The organism is Myroides sp. C15-4 (genome assembly GCF_050522745.1).
Lineage (GTDB): Bacteria > Bacteroidota > Bacteroidia > Flavobacteriales > Flavobacteriaceae > Flavobacterium.
In genome coordinates this window covers 1-20,229 of sequence record NZ_JBMVQX010000022.1, presented here as the reverse complement: position 1 = coordinate 20,229, position 20,229 = coordinate 1, and the positions used below count along the sequence as shown (strand labels likewise).

The following is a 20,229-nucleotide window of genomic DNA, read 5'->3' as shown; positions in this document are numbered from 1 at the left end:
TCTTAGTTTTATGTATTAAAATGGAATTATGATAACAGATACCATGATTTTTAATGGAATTGGTATAATGAAAATGTACCTACCTAATCTATTTGAATTTATTTCAGAAAAAGAGTTTGAACAGTTTTTAAGAAAATCTTATTTACATTCAGAAAAACATGGAGGAGGAACTCCATATAATAACTTTTTGGTCATCTTCTTTAAACTTATTGAGGAACATTGTACAAATTCGTCTACCAAAATCAGAGATGAATTTAAGTATTTTAATTTTTTGCTTGGCAAATTCATTGAATTTGGTAAAACTAAAGATTTTAAAGATTTGATAATGTCAACTATAAATAACTTTAAAGCCAATAATTTTAAACATATTTTAGGTGAAATAGCTGCTTGTATTGACATCAGTAATAAAGCAATGTTTTTAAAGTATGAAAAAGTTTTAGAAAATGGAAAAAGTTTAGATTTCCACTTTAGAGCTGGAAGGCATGATTTCTATATTGACGTTGTAAATATTGATTTTGATGCGAGTAAATACGAGAAAAATAAGTTTCAAAAGTTCTTGGATAGGAGACTTCTCCAAAAGTTTGAAAGCAAATCAATTAATTTGAGCGCTGAAATAAAAACAAATATTGTAATATATCCGATTCTTTATGGTTTTACTGTAGAAATTATAAAGGAACAAGAAGAATATTTAAAATCAATTCATCATTCAACATTTATAAAAAATGGTTTTCAGAGTTTTGAACCAAAATGTTTTGGTAATATTCAGGGTACATTTTTTAATTTATTTTCAATTGAAGAAATAATAAATTTTAAAAAATACTACAAATAACAGTAGCTTCCTTTGTTAGGATATATCTGTTTGTTTATTATTAATTTTTTATCTTTGATATTGAATCAAACGATTCCAATCATAGTTAAAAACTTTCGTAATAAGGTGCTTACGACAATTCAAAAAAGTGAACATCCCTATTTATAAAGCATACGAAGTAAAAGAGGCTAACCCTCTTTCTCCACAACATAATTAGAATAATTACCTTATAAAGGTTTCAAAACGAAACAAAAGCCTGTAAATTTAATGAGTTTACAGGCTTTTATATTTGACTTAGATAGTTATTTGTTTTAAAAGTGCTCATAATATGAATATCTAATTAGGTGCACTGTCTCAGAAAGATCTTTTTTTTCTTCTTTTGATTCTTTTCTCAAAACTCAACTCTTCATAATCTATTTCCTGATTATTACTTAGAAGATTGAATAACGATACAAACTCATTAGTATTAAAATTGGTAGTATCAGAATATAAATGTTCAAACATTGGATGTAACTCGTCTGATTCATTAGTATTAGCCTGTTGAGAAAGTATTAAAATTGAACGAGGATAATCTTCTGTACTACTCCATTTTTGATTCAGTGTATTAGCAGATAACTCTTTACTTAAATCAGAGCCTTTGTAGACACCTTTTAAGTTATGGTCGATAAAAGTTACACCATAGATACGATTGTCTTTGTTTTGAAAAATAACAACGTTTATTCCGTGATTTAAAAGTTCTCCTTTAAACTCTTGTAATGAGTTGGTTGTGTTTAAGGCTACTTCAATTGTCTGTTTTAAATTAACTTTGTTTGGGGATCTTCGTAAAATCTCCTTTGATTTTGAAAAGCACCCTTTTAATGATTGATAGCCTGCATCTTTATCAAATAGTGATGCCTTAAACGGATTACTAACCTTCTCCCCTTTTTCATTTAAAGCAAAGTACACTAAACCTTTTTTTGTTTGCTCGTTGTAAATAGCTTCCACCCTTTCAGCTCTGATATTAAATAGAGATAATAAGGCATTATAACTTGTGAGACTATCATACTTATAATACTTGGGTAGATATCTTATTACTGAGGCAATTTGAGCTTTTAAATTATGTTTGGTATAATCAACTGGTTTCAATTGAATTTGTTTAGATTCCTCTTTTGTTTGATTTATAGAAGAGGTTAGATTAAACTTCTTTTCAATTTCACGACAAGTTTTCATTGATTTTAGATGATCGTATTTATCATCAATTTTCTTTCCTTCTAAATCTGTACATACTGTTACGATATGAATGTGTTCTCTTTCTATATCACTATGCTTATAGATGATGTAAGGTTGATTTTTATAGCCCATACTATCCATATATTGTTTAGCTATTTCATTTAATGTATCATCAGATAATTTATCATTGGGATTGGGATTTAAAGAAATATGTCGTACAACTTTTTCTGTCTTGTTATTTAAAAGTAAATAGGGTTCGAAGTGCTTGTAAAGTTGAGCGATATAGTTTGAAGTGATATTTGGTTCTGGCAGATTGTTTGTAAACAAAACGGAGCCTTGTCCTTTATCAACTTTTAATTGATTGTAGGACAAGGCTCCTATAAGATTACTCCCTTTACCAATCTTAACTATCATAATTTATAGATTAGAATTTAGGTATTTCTCTTCAAACTCCTTGGTTAGCTTGATAATGTAATAACAAAGCTTTGATAAGTCCTTTGTATACTCTTCAAGTTTTGAGATAGAACGTTTCGCTCTATCTTCAGAGAAGTATTGATTGCATAACTTTACAATCTGATTGTAGTTCACTCCTACTGCTCGAAATTGATTAAATAGTTTGGTAAGTGTAGCATGATATTGCAGTGCTGCAACATCTACTTTGACTGTTTTAACTTGTCTATCTAAAAGCATAGAAACAAGAAAGCTTGCTTTGTTTGTCATTCCTGATGATGTAAACAAAGCAAGCAGTCTTTGGTTTTCAGATTCAGTGAGTCTGAAAACATGTCTATATTTTTTAGGATTGGATTTTAGTTTTCTTCCTCCTTTGTTTTTATTTGTAGTTTGCATAATGTCTTATCTTGATTTGAGTCAAGATAAGTTTAGCTTCTAATACTTCTACTTTATAGGTACTTAGTGGTCTACCATGGCGGAGATTGGACAAGCAAACAAAATATGATCTTCTATTTAAAAATTAATTATTCTTATTCAGTTCAACAAACTTTTCTGTTTTAGTGTTTTTAAAACCAAAAGTAGCCTTGTTTAGTTTCTTTAAAGAAGCCGTTAGTTCACAAAATTCAGCATAAGTCAGATAATTTATCATTTGATCATTAATCGATGTAACTTGATCTCCTATTTTTATGCCTGCTTGTTCTAATTCAGATCCATCCCATATAAAACAAACTTCTACTTGTTTACTCTCATTTAGACAAAACTTAGCTACCCAATCCCTTCGGCTTTTACTGCTAGAACTTGAATGATAATTGATCAATAAGACTATTAAAAACACAGTTATCATAGCCAAAAAAAATCTATTACTTATTAACTTATAGCGTGTTGTTTTTCCTGAAGGACACTGCACATTGATACTTTTCATTAAAAAAGATTAAAGAATTTGTGTATTTCGAAATTATAAGTTATGTTTGCGCCAGAAAAACAAAAAAAATGTACAATTCAATTATTATTTCTTCTATTATTTTTATAGGTGTGGTTTCACAATCTGAGGGGGAATAATTTTGATACAATCAAAATAATATAAAAGAAGAGCCTCCTGAGAAATTAGGTGGCTTTTTTTATAAAAACAAATTAGAAATTGACAAAATGAAATTATATAACAACACTATTATTATCAGCATTATTATTAACTCGCCACTGTGAGAGATGCTGCTATATGCCAAATTGTAAGCCTTTCTCATTCTGGGAAAGGCTTTTTTTATGAAACAAATTAGAAATTGACAAAATGAAATTATATAACAACACTATTATTATCAGCATTATTATTAACTCGCCACTGTGAGAGATGCTGCTATATGCCAAATTGTAAGCCTTTCTCATTCTGGGAAAGGCTTTTTTTATTCATAAAATAAACGAACAACTCTAAAAAAAATAAACATGTATTTAAACAACGAAACTATCTTTTTTCTAAACGGAGAATTTGTAAAAGCTAAGGAATCTACCATTGATTTGTATAGTCAAACGCTTCACTATGGTTATGGTGCATTTGAAGGTATCCGTTCTTATGAAACCAAAACAGGAACTAAGATTTTTAAGGCTAAAGAACATTATGAGCGCTTGAAAAAATCTTGCGAATTGGTAAAAATACCTTTCGATTATAACATACAAGAGCTTGTGGAAGCCACCTATTTATTACTAGATAAAAACAATCTAAAAAATGCTTACATCCGACCCTTAGTATACTGCGGACCAAACATGAGCTTGTCAAAGCCTACCAGTGTTTCAGTAATGATTGCGGCTTGGGACTGGGGAGCATATTTGGGTGATAAATTATTGAGATTAACCATATCCTCCTATTGTCGTCCCCACCCAAGATCTATCCATATCGAAGCAAAAGTCTGTGGACATTATGTCAATTCTATCCTAGCAACTAATCAAGCAAAAGATGATGGATTTGACGAGGCCTTACTTTTGGATAGTGATGGTTTTTTAGCCGAAGGACCAGGAGCAAACTTGTTCTTTGAAAAAAATGGAAAATTATTCACCCCTCAATTAGGAAACATTCTTCCAGGTATCACTAGAACTACTGTTTTAGAGATAGCTAAAAAATTGGGCATGGAAGTACATCAGGGAAAATTTACTAAAGAAGATCTTTTTCAAGCAGATAGTGCCTTTTATTGCGGAACAGCTGCCGAAATAGTAGGTATATTCTCGGTGGACAATTATCAGTTTCCAAAAAACTGGACTAACTCCTTAGGCAAAAAAATCCAAGATACTTATTCACTTTTAGTACGAGAACCTTTAAAATAATTCAATTTAAACGAATGAAAACATTAAACAAATACAGCAAGACCATCACACAAGATGCAACGCAACCCGCAGCACAAGCTATGCTTTATGGAATAGGTTTAACCGAAGAAGATTTACAAAAGGCACAAGTAGGAATTGTGAGTATGGGGTACGAAGGAAATCCTTGTAATATGCACCTCAATGACTTAGCTAAAGAAGTAAAAATTGGTGTACAACAAGAAGACTTAGTAGGATTAATATTTAATACTATTGGTGTGAGTGACGGTATATCAAATGGGACTGATGGTATGCGTTTTTCTCTAATTTCTAGAGATGTAATTGCCGATTCCATAGAAACAGTGGTAAGTGCTCAATGGTACGATGCAGTATTAGCTGTAGTAGGTTGCGATAAAAACATGCCAGGTTCTATCATTGCTATGGGAAGATTAAATCGCCCAGCAATCATGGTTTATGGTGGAACGATTCATGCTGGAGAGTGGAAAGGAGAATCACTTAATATAGTTTCTGCTTTTGAAGCTTTGGGTAAAAAATTCAATAATAGTATTTCCGTTGAAAATTACAAAGGTATTATCAAAAATGCTTGTCCAGGCGCAGGAGCTTGTGGTGGAATGTACACGGCAAATACAATGGCTTCAGCTATTGAAGCATTGGGAATGAGCCTGCCTTACAGTTCGTCCAATCCTGCACTGAGTAACCAAAAAAAGAGAGAGTGTTCTGATACAGGAAAAGCCATTAAAGAGTTGTTGAAGAAAAATATTAAACCAAAAGACATCATGACTCGAAAAGCTTTTGAAAATGCTATGACCATGGTAACGGTTTTGGGAGGTTCTACCAATGCGGTAATGCATCTGATAGCAATGGCACACTCAGTGGATTTGGAGTTGACTTTAGATGATTTTCAAAAGATAAGTGATCGTGTTCCTGTACTAGCTAATTTAAAACCAAGTGGAAAATACCTCATGGAAGATTTACATCATGTAGGTGGTGTTCCTGCAGTGATGAAATACTTATTAAAACACAATTTATTACATGGTGATTGTCTAACTGTTACAGGAAAAACAATTACTGAAAACTTGGAAACTGTGGAAGATCTAACAAAAGGTCAGAGAGTATTACTCCCTATCGAGAATCCAGTGAAAGCAAAAGGACATTTACAGATACTCTATGGAAATTTAGCTACCAAAGGAAGTGTAGCTAAAATAAGTGGTAAGGAGGGTGATTATTTCGAAGGAACGGCTAAAGTGTTTGATGATGAATATGCTGTAATTGAAGGAGTGCGTACAGGAGAGGTAAAACCGGGTCATGTAGTAGTCATCCGCTACTGTGGACCAAAAGGTGGACCAGGAATGCCCGAAATGCTCAAACCAACTTCAGCGATAATGGGCGCAGGATTAGGAAACTCAGTGGCTTTGATTACCGATGGCAGGTTTTCGGGTGGAACACATGGCTTTGTAGTAGGACATATTACCCCCGAAGCTTTTGTAGGTGGAACAATTGCCTTGGTAAATGATGGAGATGTGATTGTAATTGACACGAAAAATAATACAATCAATTTAAAAGTATCTGAACAGGAATTAGAAAAGCGAAAATCAGTATGGAAACAACCTGCATTGAAAGTAAAAAAAGGAATCTTATACAAATATACACAATGTGTTTCAAATGCTTCGTTGGGCTGTATAACCGATAAATATTTAAAATGAAAACAACACAATTAAAGACAACAGGTGCAGAAGCAGTAATACAAAGTTTAACAGCTGAAAGAGTAAAAACGATATTTGGTTATCCTGGTGGTGCTATTATGCCAATTTATGATGCCTTATTTCATCATCTAGATAAAGTAAATCATATCTTGACAAGACACGAACAAGGTGCTATACATGCAGCTCAAGGCTATGCGAGATCTTCTGGAAAAACAGGGGTTGTATTTGCTACTTCGGGTCCAGGAGCCACCAATCTTATTACAGGGTTAGCTGATGCCCTAATTGATTCTACACCTTTGGTTTGCATCACTGGACAAGTCTCATCTCATCTCTTGGGAACTGACGCTTTTCAAGAAACTGATGTCATGGGAATTTCTATGCCTGTAACCAAATGGAATTGTCAAATAACCAAAGCAACAGATATAGCACCGACTTTAGCTAAAGCATTTTACATTGCCTCATCTGGTCGTCCAGGACCAGTTTTAGTAGATATTACTAAAGATGCTCAATTTGAAAAACTGGATTTCAATCACGAGAAGTGTACATCAGTAAGAAGCTATCAACCTAAGCCGAAATTAAATATAGATCAAGTGCAAGCAGCAATCAAGTTTTTGAATCAAGCAAAAAAACCGTTAATGATTGTTGGACAAGGAATTATGCTTTCCAATGCAGAAGAAGAATTACTAGCGTTTGCCGAAAAAATGGGTATTCCCGTTGCTTCAACACTTTTGGGATTAGGAGCTTTTCCCAGTCATCACCCTTTATATGTTGGAATGGTAGGTATGCATGGCAATTATGCTCCCAATGTAAAAACTAATGAGTGTGATGTACTACTTGCTGTAGGAATGCGTTTTGACGACCGTGTTACAGGGGATGTTTCCAGATATGCGACACAAGCAAAAGTGATTCATATCGATATTGACATTGCCGAAATCAATAAAATCATAAAAGCTGATGCTCCTATTGTTGCTGATGCCAAAGATGCATTAATAATTTTAGCTGATTTAGTCGAAAAACAAAATTATCAAAATTGGTTGGATGAATTTCATCAAGCTAAGTACAATGAATTACGAATACTTTCCGAAAATAGAGAAAAGATATTTTTAGATGAACTAAGAATGGATTTAGTGATTGATTTACTTTCTCAAAAAACCAAGGGAAATGCAATTATTGTAACTGATGTGGGTCAGCACCAAATGATGGTGGCGCAATTCTATCAATATAATCAAACTAGGAGTAATGTTACATCTGGTGGATTAGGAACAATGGGGTATGCACTTCCAGCTGCTATTGGAGCAAAAGTAGCAAATCCAGAAAAACAAGTCGTAGCTATCATCGGAGATGGAGGGTTTCAAATGACCTTACAAGAATTAGGGACCATGATGCAAAACAATATTAACGTAAAAATAATCATCTTAAACAATGGTTATTTAGGCATGGTACGCCAATGGCAACAAATGTTCTTCGAAAATAGATATTCGTTTACTGATATTCAAAGTCCTGATTTTGTGGCTTTGGCATCTTCCTACAACATCAATGGTGAAAAAGTAGAAACACAGGAGGAATTGAACAAAGCACTAGATAACCTTTTAAGCTCCAATAATGCGTATCTACTTGAAGTAAAGGTCGCTAGAGAAGATAATGTTTTTCCAATGATCCCAACAGGTGCTTCAGTTAGTGACATACGGTTACATTGATTATAAAACAAATAAAATGGAAACAAAGAACAAAACATTTACCGTATCCATATTTACGGAAAACACAATAGGAATGCTCAACCGCATCACTATAATTTTTACAAGACGCCACCTGAATATTGACAGTATCACAGCTTCTGAGACAGAGGTTAAGAATGTTCATCGTTACACTATCGTTTTGAAAACAAGCGAATCGAAAATAGATAAAGTCATTGGGCAAATCGACAAATTAATTGATGTACTAAGAGTCTTTGTGCATGAAGATAATGAAGTTATACATCAGGAAATGGCGTTATACAAAATCAAAACAACAGAACTTAAATCGAACAATATAGAGCAAGTAGTGAGAGAAAATAATGCAAAAGTTCTCACTGTAGACTCTGATTATATAGTCATTGAAAAAACGGGACACAAGATAGAAACTCAAATTTTATTTGAAAAACTGAAACCTTTTGGAGTTTTAGAGTTTGCCTGCTCAGGACGAGTAGCTGTTACTAAACCGATGAAAGAACTAAGCACTTATTTAAAAGAATTAGAATGTAATTTAAAAATAAATAATACAATATAAAATGGCACAATTAAATTTTGGCGGCGTAATGGAAAATGTCGTAACACGAGAAGAGTTTTCTTTGGAAAAGGCAAGAGAAGTATTAAAGAATGAAACTGTTGCGGTCATTGGATATGGCGTCCAAGGCCCAGGACAAGCATTAAATTTAAAAGACAATGGTGTAAAAGTAATTGTAGGACAACGCAAAGGAACTAAAAGTTGGGCAAAAGCACTTGCTGATGGTTGGGTAGAAAACGAAACTCTTTTTGATCTAGAAACTGCTTGTGTTAAAGGTACTCTACTTATGAATTTATTATCTGATGCAGGACAAATACAGGCGTGGGAAATGATGAAGAAACATTTAACGAAAGGCAAATCTCTATACTTTTCACATGGTTTTGGTGTTACTTTTTATGATAAAACGGGTATCATACCGCCCAAAGATGTAGATGTATTTTTGGTAGCTCCTAAAGGTTCTGGGACTTCTTTAAGAACATTATTTTTAAAAGGACAAGGATTGAACTCTAGTTATGCAGTTTTTCAAAATGCAACTGGAAGAGCTGAAGAAAAAGCATTAGCATTGGGGATTGCTATTGGCTCTGGTTACCTTTTTGAAACCACTTTTCAAAAAGAAGTATATAGCGATTTAACAGGTGAACGAGGTGTTCTGATGGGGGCTATTGCTGGAATTTTTGAAGCACAATATCATGTTCTCCGTCAACGGGGACATTCACCTAGTGAAGCCTTCAATGAAACTGTAGAAGAACTCACCCAAAGTTTAATGCCTTTGGTAGCCAAAAACGGAATGGATTGGATGTTCGCCAATTGTAGTACCACTGCACAACGCGGAGCATTGGATTGGAAAGGTAAATTTAGAGATGCTACTACACCTATTTTTAATGAACTATATGATGACGTACTTTCTGGTAAAGAAGCAGCCATCGTTATCGAAGCCAACAGCAAACTAGATTATAGAGAAAAACTCAATGCAGAACTTAAAGAAATACAACTTAGTGAATTATGGCAAACTGGAATGCAAGTTCGAAAGTTAAGACCTTAAACCAAATGATACATTTAACAAATATAAAAAAGGCAGCCAAAAGCCTGAAAGGTGTGGCGGTGCATACTCCCCTTATAAAAAACGAAAACCTGAGCGAGCGATTTGCTGCTCAGGTTTATTTGAAACGGGAAGATTTGCAACCTGTACGATCCTATAAATTACGAGGTGCATATCATAAAATTAGTTCACTTTCTAAGAATGAAATAAAACTAGGTGTTGTATGTGCAAGTGCAGGTAATCACGCTCAAGGAGTAGCTTTTGCGTGTAAGAAACTAAACATAAAAGCTGTGGTTTATATGCCTATTACTACACCCGCACAAAAAATAAAGCAGGTAAAACTCTTTGGAAAAGAAAACGTAGAAGTGGTTTTGAAAGGTGATACTTTTGACGATGCCTATAACGAAGCTCTTTTTTTCAGTCAGAAAAATAAGGCAGTTTTTGTTCATCCGTTTGATGATGAATTAGTTATTTCCGGACAAGGAACTGTGGGATTGGAAATTGTGGAAGATACCAAATCTAAGATTGATTTTTTATTCTTTCCAATTGGAGGTGGTGGTTTAGCAGCAGGAGTCGTCTCGGTTTTTAAACAATTGAGTCCCGAAACTAAACTTATTGGTGTAGAACCACAAGGAGCCGCCTCTATGAAAACATCGCTGGAAATCGGTAAAAATACTGCATTAATGAACATTAATAAATTTGTAGATGGAGCTGCCGTTAAGCGAGTGGGCGACAAAACATTTGAGATCTGCCAACATACATTAGACAACATCGTTTTAGTGCCTGAGGGAAAGGTTTGTACAACAATTTTACAATTATACAACGAAGAGGCCATTGTTGTAGAACCAGCTGGTGCATTAAGTATTGCAGCTTTAGATTCCTATAAAGATCAAATCAAAGGTAAAAATGTGGTGTGCATTGTTAGTGGAAGCAATAATGATATTACAAGAATGGAAGAAATTAAAGAGCGATCCTTGATGTTTGAAGGATTGAAGCATTATTTTATCATTAACTTTCCACAAAGACCAGGAGCATTAAAAGAATTTGTAAATGATGTCTTAGGAGAAAATGATGACATTACTTATTTCCAATTTACTAAAAAGAACAACCGTGAAGAAGGTCCAGCTGTTGTTGGCTTAGAATTAAGATACAGTTCTGATTTAGATAAGGTAGAACAAAAAATGAAAACTAAAAAAATAAGCTATCAACATTTGAACAAACAAAAAGAATTGTTTACACATTTGATCTTCTAGTGTTAAAATAGGAGTGGATAAAACTTCCACTCCTTTAACTCTCTTTACTTTATTATTCACTTTAAGCAAAAACGACAATTTCTTTTATATTTTCTATGCTTTTCCTTTTTTAGTTAAAAAAACAGTAATAATATATCCAAATGAAGAAACATTAAAAAAATTGCTAACCATCTATGAAAAGCAAACAATCGTATTAATCTACTTTGTAACAGATACCCAATCAACAAAATCACATAAGCCAAGTAGTTCTTCTTGTTTTAATTGGACTACAGTATTAGCGCTCCCTCCTGCTGGATAGAGTACTTGATGTTTTTTTAAAGATTCATCAAAATAGATTTTTGTTGATTCTTTTACCTTAAAAGGACAGACTCCTCCTACTCGATGACCTACTAACTCTTCTACATCTTCATATTTAAGCATCTTGGCTTTGATACCAAAAGTGTCTTTAAAAGTTTTATTATCTATTTTACTATTTCCTGATGCGACGACCAAAATAGCAGCCCCCTCTTCTGGGGCATAAAGCGTTATACTCTTTGCTATTTGGTCGCTATCACAACCAATCGCAATTGCAGCTTCTCCTACAGTAGCTGTACTCTCCTTAAATTCAATAAAACGATCTTCAAAGCCCTTGCTTTTTAGATAGTCTTTCACTTTTAAATGGTTCATAATAATTAATATTGGTTTTTAAAAATAGGAATTATAAAACAATTGACAAGTTTTAATAGTGTAGGCTTGTTATCAATGAAGGTCAAATAATACTATCTAGTACCATTTCAATTAGTGTTCTTAAATCTACTTTTACTTTAAATCGTTAATCTTAATTACATTTATCATGCATTCAGAAGATGATTTAAAAGCGCTTGCTAAAATCTTAGCGTTTATGCGAGCAGTAAGTGTTTTACTTATGCTTATGCACTTATACTGGTACTGTTATTCTTTTTTTTTAAGTCTTGAAGTAACACACGCTGTTGTAGATCGAATACTAGTTAACTTTAATCAAACAGCAGGACTGTTTTCACATTTACTTTATACTAAACTCTTTTGTCTGGTTTTACTCTCTTTAAGCCAGTGGGGAGGCAAAGGTGTAAAACATGAAAAGATAACAATCTCTAAGATCATAGGTGTTTTAACAGTTGGTTTTACTCTGTTCTTTTTCAATTTCTTCTTACTTGATTTTAGCTACTCTTGGAGTGCTATACTGTATATAGCAAGTACCTTCTTAGGCTATATTTTACTTCTTGTCTCAGGAGCTTGGATTAGTAGGCTCTTATACGATAACCTTATGCAGGACGTATTTAATTTTGAAAACGAGAGTTTTATGCAAGAGACACGATTAATTGAGAATGAATACTCTATTAACCTTCCTTCAAGGTTTTATTACAAAGGTAAATGGAATAGTGGTTGGATAAACATCGTTAATCCATTTAGAGCTACAATTGTACTTGGTACTCCAGGTTCAGGTAAATCCTATGCTGTGGTAAATAGCTTTATCAAACAACAAATTGAAAAGGGATTCTCCATGTATATCTACGATTTTAAGTTTGATGATTTATCAACTATCGCTTATAATCATTTACTGTTACACAAAGATAAATACGCTATTACTCCCAAGTTCTACGTTATAAACTTTGATGATCCAAGTCGCAGTCATCGTTGTAATCCAATTAACCCGTCTTTTATGACAGATATATCTGATGCTTATGAATCTGCTTATACCATCATGCTTAACCTTAACCGCTCGTGGATACAAAAACAAGGTGACTTTTTTGTGGAATCTCCAATCATACTTTTAGCAGCTATTATATGGTTTTTAAAGATTTATCAAAATGGGAAATACTGTACGTTTCCACACGCTATTGAGCTTTTAAATAAAAAATATTCTGATGTATTTACCATCCTTACCTCCTATTCTGATTTAGAGAATTACCTCTCTCCTTTTATGGATGCTTGGGAAGGAGGAGCGCAAGACCAATTACAGGGACAAATAGCTTCTGCTAAAATTCCCCTTTCTCGTATGATTTCTCCATCGCTATACTGGGTAATGACAGGAGATGATTTTACTTTAGACATCAATAATCCGGCAGCGCCTAAAATACTATGTGTTGGCAACAATCCTGATCGTCAAAACATTTACTCTGCTGCTCTTGGGCTTTATAACTCACGTATTGTAAAACTAATCAATAAAAAAGGTCAACTTAAAAGCTCTGTTATCATTGATGAGTTACCAACTATTTACTTTAGAGGACTCGACAATCTTATTGCTACTGCTCGTAGTAATAAAGTAGCGGTATGTTTAGGGTTTCAAGATTTCTCACAGCTTAACAGAGATTACGGAGATAAAGAAAGTAAGGTAATTCAAAACACAGTTGGAAACATTTTCTCTGGTCAAGTAGTTGGAGATACAGCTAAAGCCTTATCAGAACGCTTTGGTAAAATACTTCAGAAACGTCAAAGCATATCCATTAATAGAAATGACCGTTCTACCTCCTTCTCCACTCAGCTTGACACGCTTATTCCTGCATCTAAAATATCAACACTTACTCAAGGAATGTTTGTAGGAGCTGTATCTGATAATTTTGAACAGCGTATAGAGCAAAAGATATTTCACTCAGAAATAGTGATTGATAATGAAAAAGTCTCTAAAGAAATGAAATCCTATCAAAAGATACCTCAGATAACTTCTTTTTTAGATGCTAAGGGTAATAATACCTTAGATCAGACGATTCAAGCGAATTACAAGCAAGTTAAACTTGATGTTGAGTCTATTATAGAATCCGAGCTCAAACGCATTGAAAACGATCCTGAATTGGCTCATTTGATTAATAAGAAGAAGTAGTCTTATCTTTTAGTTCTTTAAGCTAGTAGTGGTTTTATTTTTTATCAATTCTCTCACTAAGCTAGGTAATACTCCGCGGTTCGCTTTCAAAAAATTCCCCCATAAATGCTTGACCTTGTCTACGCTTTATTGCGTTGCTTTTTGAGCTTGCTTAAGCATTACCTATAGCTGCTCCATAATTAATTTAAAAATATAATATTATGGAAAGTGCAGTTTTAAACAACAATTGGTTAGTGGCATCAGAGATAGAACTAATCTACAAGTCTAAAGTTAAAGTATCTGAAAGACCACGTATTGACTCTTCTTACTCCGCTTTTGAAGTAGCTTTAAAAGCATGGGATGAAAATAAGATTGAACTATTAGAACAATTTAATGTACTTATGCTTTCAAACAACAATAGAGTACTTGGTGTTCTTGAAATATCATCAGGTGGTATTACTGGAACAGTCGTTGATCTTAGATTGATATTTGCTGCTTTATTAAAAGCAAAAGCAACTGCTTTTATCTTAGTACATAATCATCCTTCTGGAAAATTACAGCCAAGTGATGCAGATAGACAAATCACTCAAAAAATTAAACAAGCAAGTCAAATACTTGATATTGCTCTTTTAGATCATTTAATAATAACTTCTGAGAGTTATTACTCTTTTGCTGATGAAGGCGTCTTATGACGCTTTTATTTTTTTAGTTATCCTTTCTTATAATATTGTTCTTAATTTCAGTAAGTTCATCACAAATAACTAAACATTCTTTTACCTCATCTAAAACTATTTTATTTACATACCATTTAAAGAAATACACTGCTACAAAAAGAGTAAGGCCTAAGAAAACTACGTTTAACAACGAAGTATTACTACTTACCTCTTTTATGTACAAAGTCCAAATACCTCCCATGAAAAAAACTATAATTTTACTATTTGAGTTAATAGTATCTTTAAAATTAGTTTTTTTTCTATCAACAAGAGATAGAAGGTGTTTTAAATCAGCTTCAAGTATAATTACATTTTTCTGTTCATTATCTTTTTGTAAAATCTCTTTTGCAATTAAATTATTCTTAAAGTTAACTTGTTCATCTTTCTTCATACTTTGAGTTCTCCAATCTCCTTTTAGGATATTCTTCAAATTCTCCATTTTACTATCTCGAAATACTCTAATTGCTTTGAGTATATCAAACAGACAAAGAGAAATATAAATTGAAGAAAATAAACTAATAAAAAACATTAAAAATCTAAAAGACCATAAATTATTTGGAAATAAAAGTATTACTATCAGAATGCCTAAAATTCCCCCTATGATTCCTCCTCTTTTAAAATAGAGCGTTTTATTCTTTATTTCTAAATCAGTTAATACAGTGTTTCTTGATCTAGCTTTAACATAACACTCCTTGTACTCATTAAACAATAATCCCTTATTCATTATTTAAAATTAACTACAAACATAAGAAGTATTAAAATTTAGATAGTATTAGTCAATGACTTAGCACTGGTATTTCAATAGGCAAAATTTTTTAGCTTTTAGCTCTTACAAATTCATGTCCTATGGATTACCGCAATAAATCTTCCTCACACTATGAGCGTATTTATTTTGTAAAACTTGCCTAACCTAAAAATCAAAACTCAAATGCCATGAAATTAACCAGACCCTAAGGTCAAAATACTATTTATCATGGAAAATTTAATACATTCAAAAGTTTATGTTGGTACTTATGCTAAGTATAACGATGGTTCAATTAAAGGAGAATGGATTGAGTTAAGTAACTTTAGCTCTATAGAAGAATTTTATGAATTCTGTACAGAACTACATTGTGATGAAATAGATCCAGAGTTTATGTTTCAAGATTGGGAAAACATCCCATCTGTATTAATCTCAGAAAGTAGTCTTTCAGAAAATACCTTTTCAATCATTGAAAAAATATCAGATTTAGATTATAAAACCTTAGAAGCTCTTTCAGCTTGGATAAGCATTGGTAATTACAATATTGAATCTGATGATATAGATTCGTTATTTGAATCATTTGAAGATGATTATCAAGGATATTATAACAGTGAAGAAGATTTCGCTTATCAAATCATTGATGAATGTTACGATTTATCTGATTTTGTAAAATCATACTTTGATTATGACAGCTTTGCTAGAGATCTTTTTATGACTGATTATACTTATGAAAATGGTCATGTATTTAGAAATAGTTAATTGATTATTTCAATTAGTTTTTAAAACAAGAAGCTATCTGAATTAGATAACTTCTTGTTTTACTTTATTAGTTTTAAACGGATGGGTTTTAAAATTTATTTAACTTTGTTTTCTCATTGTTTAATAAGCTTAAATAAGTACAAACAAATCAGTACTTTTTATCTTACTAAATAGTAATACAAAAAATATGAAAAGAATTAAACAATTAGGTGTCTTAGCCTTAACGACTTTACTTTTAGCTTCTTGTTCTGTACATGTAAAATCACATGGAAATAACGATGTACCTCCTGGACAAATGAAAAAAGTAACAGGATCAAAGTCTGCTAAACCTTACGCTCCTGGACAACAGAAAAAACATGCTAAAAAGCATAAACACTAATAGATATAAATCAAAAGGAGTTACCTGATTTTTAGATAACTCCTTTTTATTTATTTAATTTTAGTTACTTGTTTTTAAACTCAAACCCTGTAGTACAATCTTCTTTTAAGATAAGGTAAGCATCAAACTTTTTCCCTGCTTTACTTCTCAATCCTTTTAGGAGTTTAGTTTTGCTTTGTTGTATTAGGTCAGTGATATCATCAATAGTTAGTTTTACTCCACATACCTCCCTAAACAACACCCAACTACAATCAGTATCTAAACATTTCACTACCTTTTCTCTTAGTTGAAGTGTATGCCCTTTACACTTAGGACAAGATAGATGATCTGTTTCTGTGATTGATTTAGTAGCTAAAAGCTCTGCTGTTATCTCTGTAGTATAAGCCTCAATTTGCCTATGGAAATCTTCCATATTGGTTTTATTCTCTTCAATTTCTTTAAAAGCAGATTCCCACTTAGCTGTTAGAAGTACATCGGAGATAAGTTTATCCTCGACTATTTCATACACTTTGAGTCCTTTCTCAGTTGGAACAAGCGACTTAGCTTTTCTTGTGATGTAGTCTCTTTTTAAAAGCGTTTCAATAATAGAAGCCCTTGTAGCTGCTGTTCCAATTCCAACTTCTTTAATAACGGTCTGAAGTGATTTATCTTCTACCTCTTTAGAAGCGTTTTCCATAGCTGATAAAAGTGAACTCTCTGTATATAAAGCTTTTGGTCTTGTTGATTTTTCAAGAGCAATTGATTCTTTAATTTTTAGATTCTCGCCTTGTTGTAAATCAGGTAAATCTATTACTACCTCGTCAGTAGTAGAAAGTTCTTTTCTTATCTCTCTCCATCCAAGCTCTATTATTGAAGATGATTTAAAACTAAACTCATAATCCATAGCACTTAAAGTTACCTCAGTTTGCTTTTTTACACAAGGTTCAGATATACTTTCCCATACTCTTTGAGCTATCAGATGATAGATGCTCTCTTCTTTAGCGTTAATAGCTGAAGGAAGTCTATCTGTAGTTAATAGCCCATGATGATCAGTAACTTTTACATCATTAACTATTTTCTTATTAAGCCTTACCATCTTTAATTTTAAAAGTAGGTTACTATACCTATTATCATCTGAAAGTACCTTTAGTAAATTAGGAACCTCAGTCCATAAATCCTCTGGAATATACTTACTCGATGTCCGTGGATAGGTGATAAACTTCTTTTCATACAAGCTTTGAGCAATACTGAGCGTCTCATCGGCTGAAAAACCAAACAGCTCATTGGCTCTTTTTTGAAGTGAGGTTAAATCAAAAAGAAGTGGAGACTCTTCTCTTATTGTTTTGTTTTCAACCTTTTGTATTTTAACTTCATGTTCTTTTTGAATGAGTTTGAGTGCTTGCTCTGCCTTTTGTTTATCATCCCATTTATCAGTTGAGAGCGATTTAAATAATATACCGTCTTTTAAGTGTTGTAGTTCTATTTGATAATATAGTTTCTTTTTAAAGGAAGTATTCTCTAAATACCGTTCACAGATAAGACTCAGCGTTGGAGTTTGTACTCTACCAAGTGAATACACCGAATCATTCATTGACACAGTTAGTGCTTGTGAGGCGTTTATTCCAACAAGCCAGTCTGCTCTACTTCTACTGTGGCCTGCTCTAAAAAGTCCGTCAAATTCACTTCCTACCTTAAGGTTTTGTAAGCCCTCTTTAATAGCTTTTTCAGTTAATGAACTTATCCACAACCTTTTAAAAGGTTTATCGCAATTTAGATACTGGTAGATATAGCGGAAGATAAGCTCTCCTTCCCTACCTGCATCTGTAGCTACAATAATCTCTGAGCACGTTTTAAAGAGTTTATCAATGACTTTAAGCTGTTTTAAAGCCCTTGGATCAGAAGTGTATTTGTTTGCTTTTTTGATCTTTCTTGGAAGTAACAAATATGACCTTGGTAAGATAGGCAGAGCTTCTCTTTTAAAGCCCTGAAATCCATAATCTTCAGGCATAGCTAGTGATACTAAATGACCAAATGCCCAAGTAACACAGTAGCCGTTTCCTTCTATGTAACCATCCTTTTTTGTTTTGGCTCCAACAAGCATTGCTATCTCCCTAGCTACACTTGGTTTTTCTGCAAGAATTACAATCATAGTCTTTAGCTTTACATTTTACGTCCTTTGCTTTTCTTTGGCTCATCCGTTTGTTTTTCTGCTTGTGATTGCGCCTTTGACTGCTGTTCTTTGTTCGGTTTTTGGAAAGAGAAATCAGCCTGCTTGGTTTCTTTGTTATACGTCACATAGCCTTGATACGTATTCCCTCTTTTATCTAACAAATCTTTGATATAAACAGCCTTGCCTTCCAATAAATCACCTTGCTGTTTTTCAGTAAGTTCTTTCCCTCTAAAACTTTTTAAATCATCAGAGAGTTGAGATTGGTTTTGTGATTGATTCTGATTCTGTTTATTAGTATTGTCAAACAAAAACTCAATATGACCTTTAGCTGCGTTAAACTGAATCTCAGCATTAAATAAATTCCCTTTAGCTGAAGTCATTCCTTCTACAAGAAGTGGTTTACCTTCTTTTAAAGTTTGGAGTTGCTGTTCACTTAAAACAATTCCTTTTACCTCTTGTGGTAGCTGCATTTTTTCAACTCTTGTCACTACAAGGTTATTGGTTAGTCTATCTACGCTCACAACCGATGGAATCTTCTCCTTTGTTGTTGGATGGACAAGATCCACTACCCTGCCCATATTACCAGTTTTTAAAAGGTTGTGTTTATCCTGCTTTGAAAACTCATGACCATAAAGCGGTACATTTAAGTTTGGATATTTTTTTACTCCTTCCAGTGCCATAACCACCTTACCTTCTTCGTTTTTCTGTAAAGACAGTCTTGCATCCAAAGAAAACACCGCTGAGCCTAAATCAAGATTTACAGCCACTAAATCCTTGGTTTTATAGCCTTGTAAGAGTGGTTCTAATAAATCCATTTCTTGAAGCTTCTCTTTTGAAAGGCCAAGTCTTGAGAGTGAATCCCAATCAATATCTTTAATATCAAACTTGTTGGAATTGTGCTTTCCCTCTTCTTTTGTGGGTTCAGCTACCTTGTTTTCTTTCTTTGGCTCATTGCCTATCTCTGTTATCTCATGTTTTAAAAACAGTTCATGAGTAGGTCCTGATTGCTTAAGCTCCTTTTGCATTTGGTTAGCCATCTTGATTGTCAATAGTTCCGGCACTCTAAAAAAAGTAAACTGTGTTGGATTTTTAAGTTGGCTGAAAAAATTAGAAAAGAAGTTGGAAAAGAAATCACCATGGCGATCTACTTTTAAAAATTGATTTTGATTCTTTTTTGTAGCTGGTACGGTTTCAAGTTTTCCATCTTTATCTAATCCCTTTACTACTTGAATCTTGTTTTTTGTTTTGTCATTGACAAGAAGCACATCGTGCTCTACTTGTCTTTGGGTGATTTCTGTACTCATAATACCTAGTTTTAAATGATTAAAAACTTAAAACTAAAGCCAAGAGAGCCTGGTCAGTAAATAGTATGCTTTAAAGGTCACTCTTGGCTTTTAGCTGCTATTTACTTCTTGCGTACAGGATGTTTAAAACATTCTCTGATAAACTGATTGACATCTGAGCGTTTGTAGTAGAGTTTACCACTAATTGTATAATAAGGAAGTCTACCGTCTGAGCGGTAGCGTTGTAAGGAACGAGGGCTTATTTTAAAAAGTGCCATTACTGGGTATTTCGGTCAGACCGTGCCACCTATTTCGGTCAAATGGTGCCACTTTAAAAAGTTATACAATAATACAAAAA

General features: G+C 33.2%; 18 protein-coding genes and 1 pseudogene. 11 read left to right on the top strand and 8 right to left on the bottom strand.

The annotated features are described in order from the left end of the window. Nucleotides 1-28: 28 nt before the first annotated feature. Nucleotides 29-829, top strand: a complete 801-nt coding sequence (locus ACPDHL_RS10605; protein WP_430532739.1) for a hypothetical protein — start codon at nt 29-31, stop codon at nt 827-829. A 333-nt stretch (nt 830-1,162) separates the two neighbouring features. Here ACPDHL_RS10605 and mobB read toward each other — a convergent pair whose 3' ends face one another. The 3 genes from mobB to ACPDHL_RS10590 all read right to left on the bottom strand — a co-directional run bounded on the left by mobB (nt 1,163) and on the right by ACPDHL_RS10590 (nt 3,389). Continuing rightward, nucleotides 1,163-2,431: a conjugal transfer protein MobB gene (mobB, locus tag ACPDHL_RS10600; RefSeq protein ID WP_430532738.1), complete on the bottom strand. Its 1,269-nt coding sequence runs from the start codon at nt 2,429-2,431 to the stop codon at nt 1,163-1,165. A 3-nt stretch (nt 2,432-2,434) separates the two neighbouring features. Next, nucleotides 2,435-2,863, bottom strand: a complete 429-nt coding sequence (locus ACPDHL_RS10595) for a hypothetical protein (RefSeq protein WP_430532737.1) — start codon at nt 2,861-2,863, stop codon at nt 2,435-2,437. Nucleotides 2,864-2,987: 124 nt separating this feature from the next. Continuing rightward, nucleotides 2,988-3,389, bottom strand: a complete 402-nt coding sequence (locus ACPDHL_RS10590) for a PDZ domain-containing protein (RefSeq protein ID WP_430532736.1) — start codon at nt 3,387-3,389, stop codon at nt 2,988-2,990. Nucleotides 3,390-3,904: 515 nt separating this feature from the next. Here ACPDHL_RS10590 and ACPDHL_RS10585 point away from each other — a divergent pair. Genes ACPDHL_RS10585 through ilvA form a run of 6 tightly spaced genes read left to right on the top strand, consistent with a single transcriptional unit; the run spans nt 3,905 to nt 11,031 of the window. Beyond that, entirely contained in the window at nt 3,905-4,777 is an 873-nt protein-coding gene (locus tag ACPDHL_RS10585; RefSeq protein ID WP_430532735.1) for a branched-chain amino acid transaminase, read from the top strand. 14 nt (nt 4,778-4,791) lie between these two features. After that, complete coding sequence (gene ilvD, locus ACPDHL_RS10580; protein ID WP_286468088.1) at nt 4,792-6,477, top strand: dihydroxy-acid dehydratase; 1,686 nt, start codon at nt 4,792-4,794, stop codon at nt 6,475-6,477. After that, on the top strand, nt 6,474-8,174 hold the full coding sequence (gene ilvB / locus ACPDHL_RS10575) for a biosynthetic-type acetolactate synthase large subunit (protein WP_430532734.1): 1,701 nt from the start codon (nt 6,474-6,476) through the stop codon (nt 8,172-8,174). The genes ilvD and ilvB overlap by 4 nt, the downstream gene beginning before the upstream one ends. Before the next feature lie 16 nt (nt 8,175-8,190). Next, nucleotides 8,191-8,742 (top strand): acetolactate synthase small subunit, encoded by a 552-nt coding sequence (gene ilvN, locus ACPDHL_RS10570; RefSeq protein WP_430532733.1) that lies wholly within the window; start codon nt 8,191-8,193, stop codon nt 8,740-8,742. Nucleotide 8,743: 1 nt separating this feature from the next. Then, nucleotides 8,744-9,781: a ketol-acid reductoisomerase gene (gene ilvC / locus ACPDHL_RS10565; protein WP_430532732.1), complete on the top strand. Its 1,038-nt coding sequence runs from the start codon at nt 8,744-8,746 to the stop codon at nt 9,779-9,781. A gap of 5 nt (nt 9,782-9,786) precedes the next feature. Continuing rightward, the gene (gene ilvA / locus ACPDHL_RS10560; RefSeq protein WP_430532770.1) at nt 9,787-11,031 is read left to right on the top strand and encodes a threonine ammonia-lyase IlvA; all 1,245 of its coding nucleotides are present in this window, start codon (nt 9,787-9,789) and stop codon (nt 11,029-11,031) included. A 198-nt stretch (nt 11,032-11,229) separates the two neighbouring features. On the opposite strand, the gene ACPDHL_RS10555 is transcribed toward ilvA, so the two are convergent. Beyond that, entirely contained in the window at nt 11,230-11,697 is a 468-nt protein-coding gene (locus ACPDHL_RS10555; RefSeq protein WP_430532731.1) for a YbaK/EbsC family protein, read from the bottom strand. A gap of 166 nt (nt 11,698-11,863) precedes the next feature. Here ACPDHL_RS10555 and mobC point away from each other — a divergent pair, with 166 nt between their 5' ends. Then, on the top strand, nt 11,864-13,867 hold the full coding sequence (gene mobC / locus ACPDHL_RS10550; RefSeq protein WP_430532730.1) for a conjugal transfer protein MobC: 2,004 nt from the start codon (nt 11,864-11,866) through the stop codon (nt 13,865-13,867). 200 nt (nt 13,868-14,067) lie between these two features. Beyond that, nucleotides 14,068-14,538 (top strand): JAB domain-containing protein, encoded by a 471-nt coding sequence (locus ACPDHL_RS10545; RefSeq protein ID WP_430532729.1) that lies wholly within the window; start codon nt 14,068-14,070, stop codon nt 14,536-14,538. 13 nt (nt 14,539-14,551) lie between these two features. Here ACPDHL_RS10545 and ACPDHL_RS10540 read toward each other — a convergent pair whose 3' ends face one another. Continuing rightward, the gene (locus tag ACPDHL_RS10540; RefSeq protein ID WP_430532728.1) at nt 14,552-15,283 is read right to left on the bottom strand and encodes a hypothetical protein; all 732 of its coding nucleotides are present in this window, start codon (nt 15,281-15,283) and stop codon (nt 14,552-14,554) included. A gap of 249 nt (nt 15,284-15,532) precedes the next feature. On the opposite strand from ACPDHL_RS10540, the gene ACPDHL_RS10535 reads away from it, so the two are divergent. Then, complete coding sequence (locus tag ACPDHL_RS10535) at nt 15,533-16,060, top strand: antirestriction protein ArdA (protein ID WP_430532727.1); 528 nt, start codon at nt 15,533-15,535, stop codon at nt 16,058-16,060. Between the two features lie 187 nt (nt 16,061-16,247). Beyond that, nucleotides 16,248-16,439, top strand: a complete 192-nt coding sequence (locus ACPDHL_RS10530) for a hypothetical protein (RefSeq protein ID WP_002992177.1) — start codon at nt 16,248-16,250, stop codon at nt 16,437-16,439. A gap of 64 nt (nt 16,440-16,503) precedes the next feature. On the opposite strand, the gene ACPDHL_RS10525 is transcribed toward ACPDHL_RS10530, so the two are convergent. The 3 genes and pseudogenes from ACPDHL_RS10525 to ACPDHL_RS10515 form a co-directional block, all read right to left on the bottom strand. Further along, entirely contained in the window at nt 16,504-18,567 is a 2,064-nt protein-coding gene (locus ACPDHL_RS10525) for a DNA topoisomerase (RefSeq protein WP_430532726.1), read from the bottom strand. An 11-nt stretch (nt 18,568-18,578) separates the two neighbouring features. After that, a complete protein-coding gene (locus ACPDHL_RS10520) occupies nt 18,579-19,892 on the bottom strand; it encodes a DUF3945 domain-containing protein (RefSeq protein ID WP_430532725.1) in 1,314 nt (437 codons plus the stop codon). A 101-nt stretch (nt 19,893-19,993) separates the two neighbouring features. After that, nucleotides 19,994-20,152, bottom strand: a pseudogene (locus ACPDHL_RS10515) (helix-turn-helix domain-containing protein); the annotation flags it as partial. Nucleotides 20,153-20,229: the final 77 nt, after the last annotated feature.

What these genes read in the sequence shown, in the direction of transcription:
- ACPDHL_RS10605 (WP_430532739.1), top strand. Translation starts at nt 29, where the DNA reads ATGATAACAGATACCATGATTTTTAATGGAATTGGTATAATGAAAATG.
- mobB (WP_430532738.1), bottom strand. Translation starts at nt 2,431, where the DNA reads ATGATAGTTAAGATTGGTAAAGGGAGTAATCTTATAGGAGCCTTGTCC.
- ACPDHL_RS10595 (WP_430532737.1), bottom strand. Translation starts at nt 2,863, where the DNA reads ATGCAAACTACAAATAAAAACAAAGGAGGAAGAAAACTAAAATCCAAT.
- ACPDHL_RS10590 (WP_430532736.1), bottom strand. Translation starts at nt 3,389, where the DNA reads ATGAAAAGTATCAATGTGCAGTGTCCTTCAGGAAAAACAACACGCTAT.
- ACPDHL_RS10585 (WP_430532735.1), top strand. Translation starts at nt 3,905, where the DNA reads ATGTATTTAAACAACGAAACTATCTTTTTTCTAAACGGAGAATTTGTA.
- ilvD (WP_286468088.1), top strand. Translation starts at nt 4,792, where the DNA reads ATGAAAACATTAAACAAATACAGCAAGACCATCACACAAGATGCAACG.
- ilvB (WP_430532734.1), top strand. Translation starts at nt 6,474, where the DNA reads ATGAAAACAACACAATTAAAGACAACAGGTGCAGAAGCAGTAATACAA.
- ilvN (WP_430532733.1), top strand. Translation starts at nt 8,191, where the DNA reads ATGGAAACAAAGAACAAAACATTTACCGTATCCATATTTACGGAAAAC.
- ilvC (WP_430532732.1), top strand. Translation starts at nt 8,744, where the DNA reads ATGGCACAATTAAATTTTGGCGGCGTAATGGAAAATGTCGTAACACGA.
- ilvA (WP_430532770.1), top strand. Translation starts at nt 9,787, where the DNA reads ATGATACATTTAACAAATATAAAAAAGGCAGCCAAAAGCCTGAAAGGT.
- ACPDHL_RS10555 (WP_430532731.1), bottom strand. Translation starts at nt 11,697, where the DNA reads ATGAACCATTTAAAAGTGAAAGACTATCTAAAAAGCAAGGGCTTTGAA.
- mobC (WP_430532730.1), top strand. Translation starts at nt 11,864, where the DNA reads ATGCATTCAGAAGATGATTTAAAAGCGCTTGCTAAAATCTTAGCGTTT.
- ACPDHL_RS10545 (WP_430532729.1), top strand. Translation starts at nt 14,068, where the DNA reads ATGGAAAGTGCAGTTTTAAACAACAATTGGTTAGTGGCATCAGAGATA.
- ACPDHL_RS10540 (WP_430532728.1), bottom strand. Translation starts at nt 15,283, where the DNA reads ATGAATAAGGGATTATTGTTTAATGAGTACAAGGAGTGTTATGTTAAA.
- ACPDHL_RS10535 (WP_430532727.1), top strand. Translation starts at nt 15,533, where the DNA reads ATGGAAAATTTAATACATTCAAAAGTTTATGTTGGTACTTATGCTAAG.
- ACPDHL_RS10530 (WP_002992177.1), top strand. Translation starts at nt 16,248, where the DNA reads ATGAAAAGAATTAAACAATTAGGTGTCTTAGCCTTAACGACTTTACTT.
- ACPDHL_RS10525 (WP_430532726.1), bottom strand. Translation starts at nt 18,567, where the DNA reads ATGATTGTAATTCTTGCAGAAAAACCAAGTGTAGCTAGGGAGATAGCA.
- ACPDHL_RS10520 (WP_430532725.1), bottom strand. Translation starts at nt 19,892, where the DNA reads ATGAGTACAGAAATCACCCAAAGACAAGTAGAGCACGATGTGCTTCTT.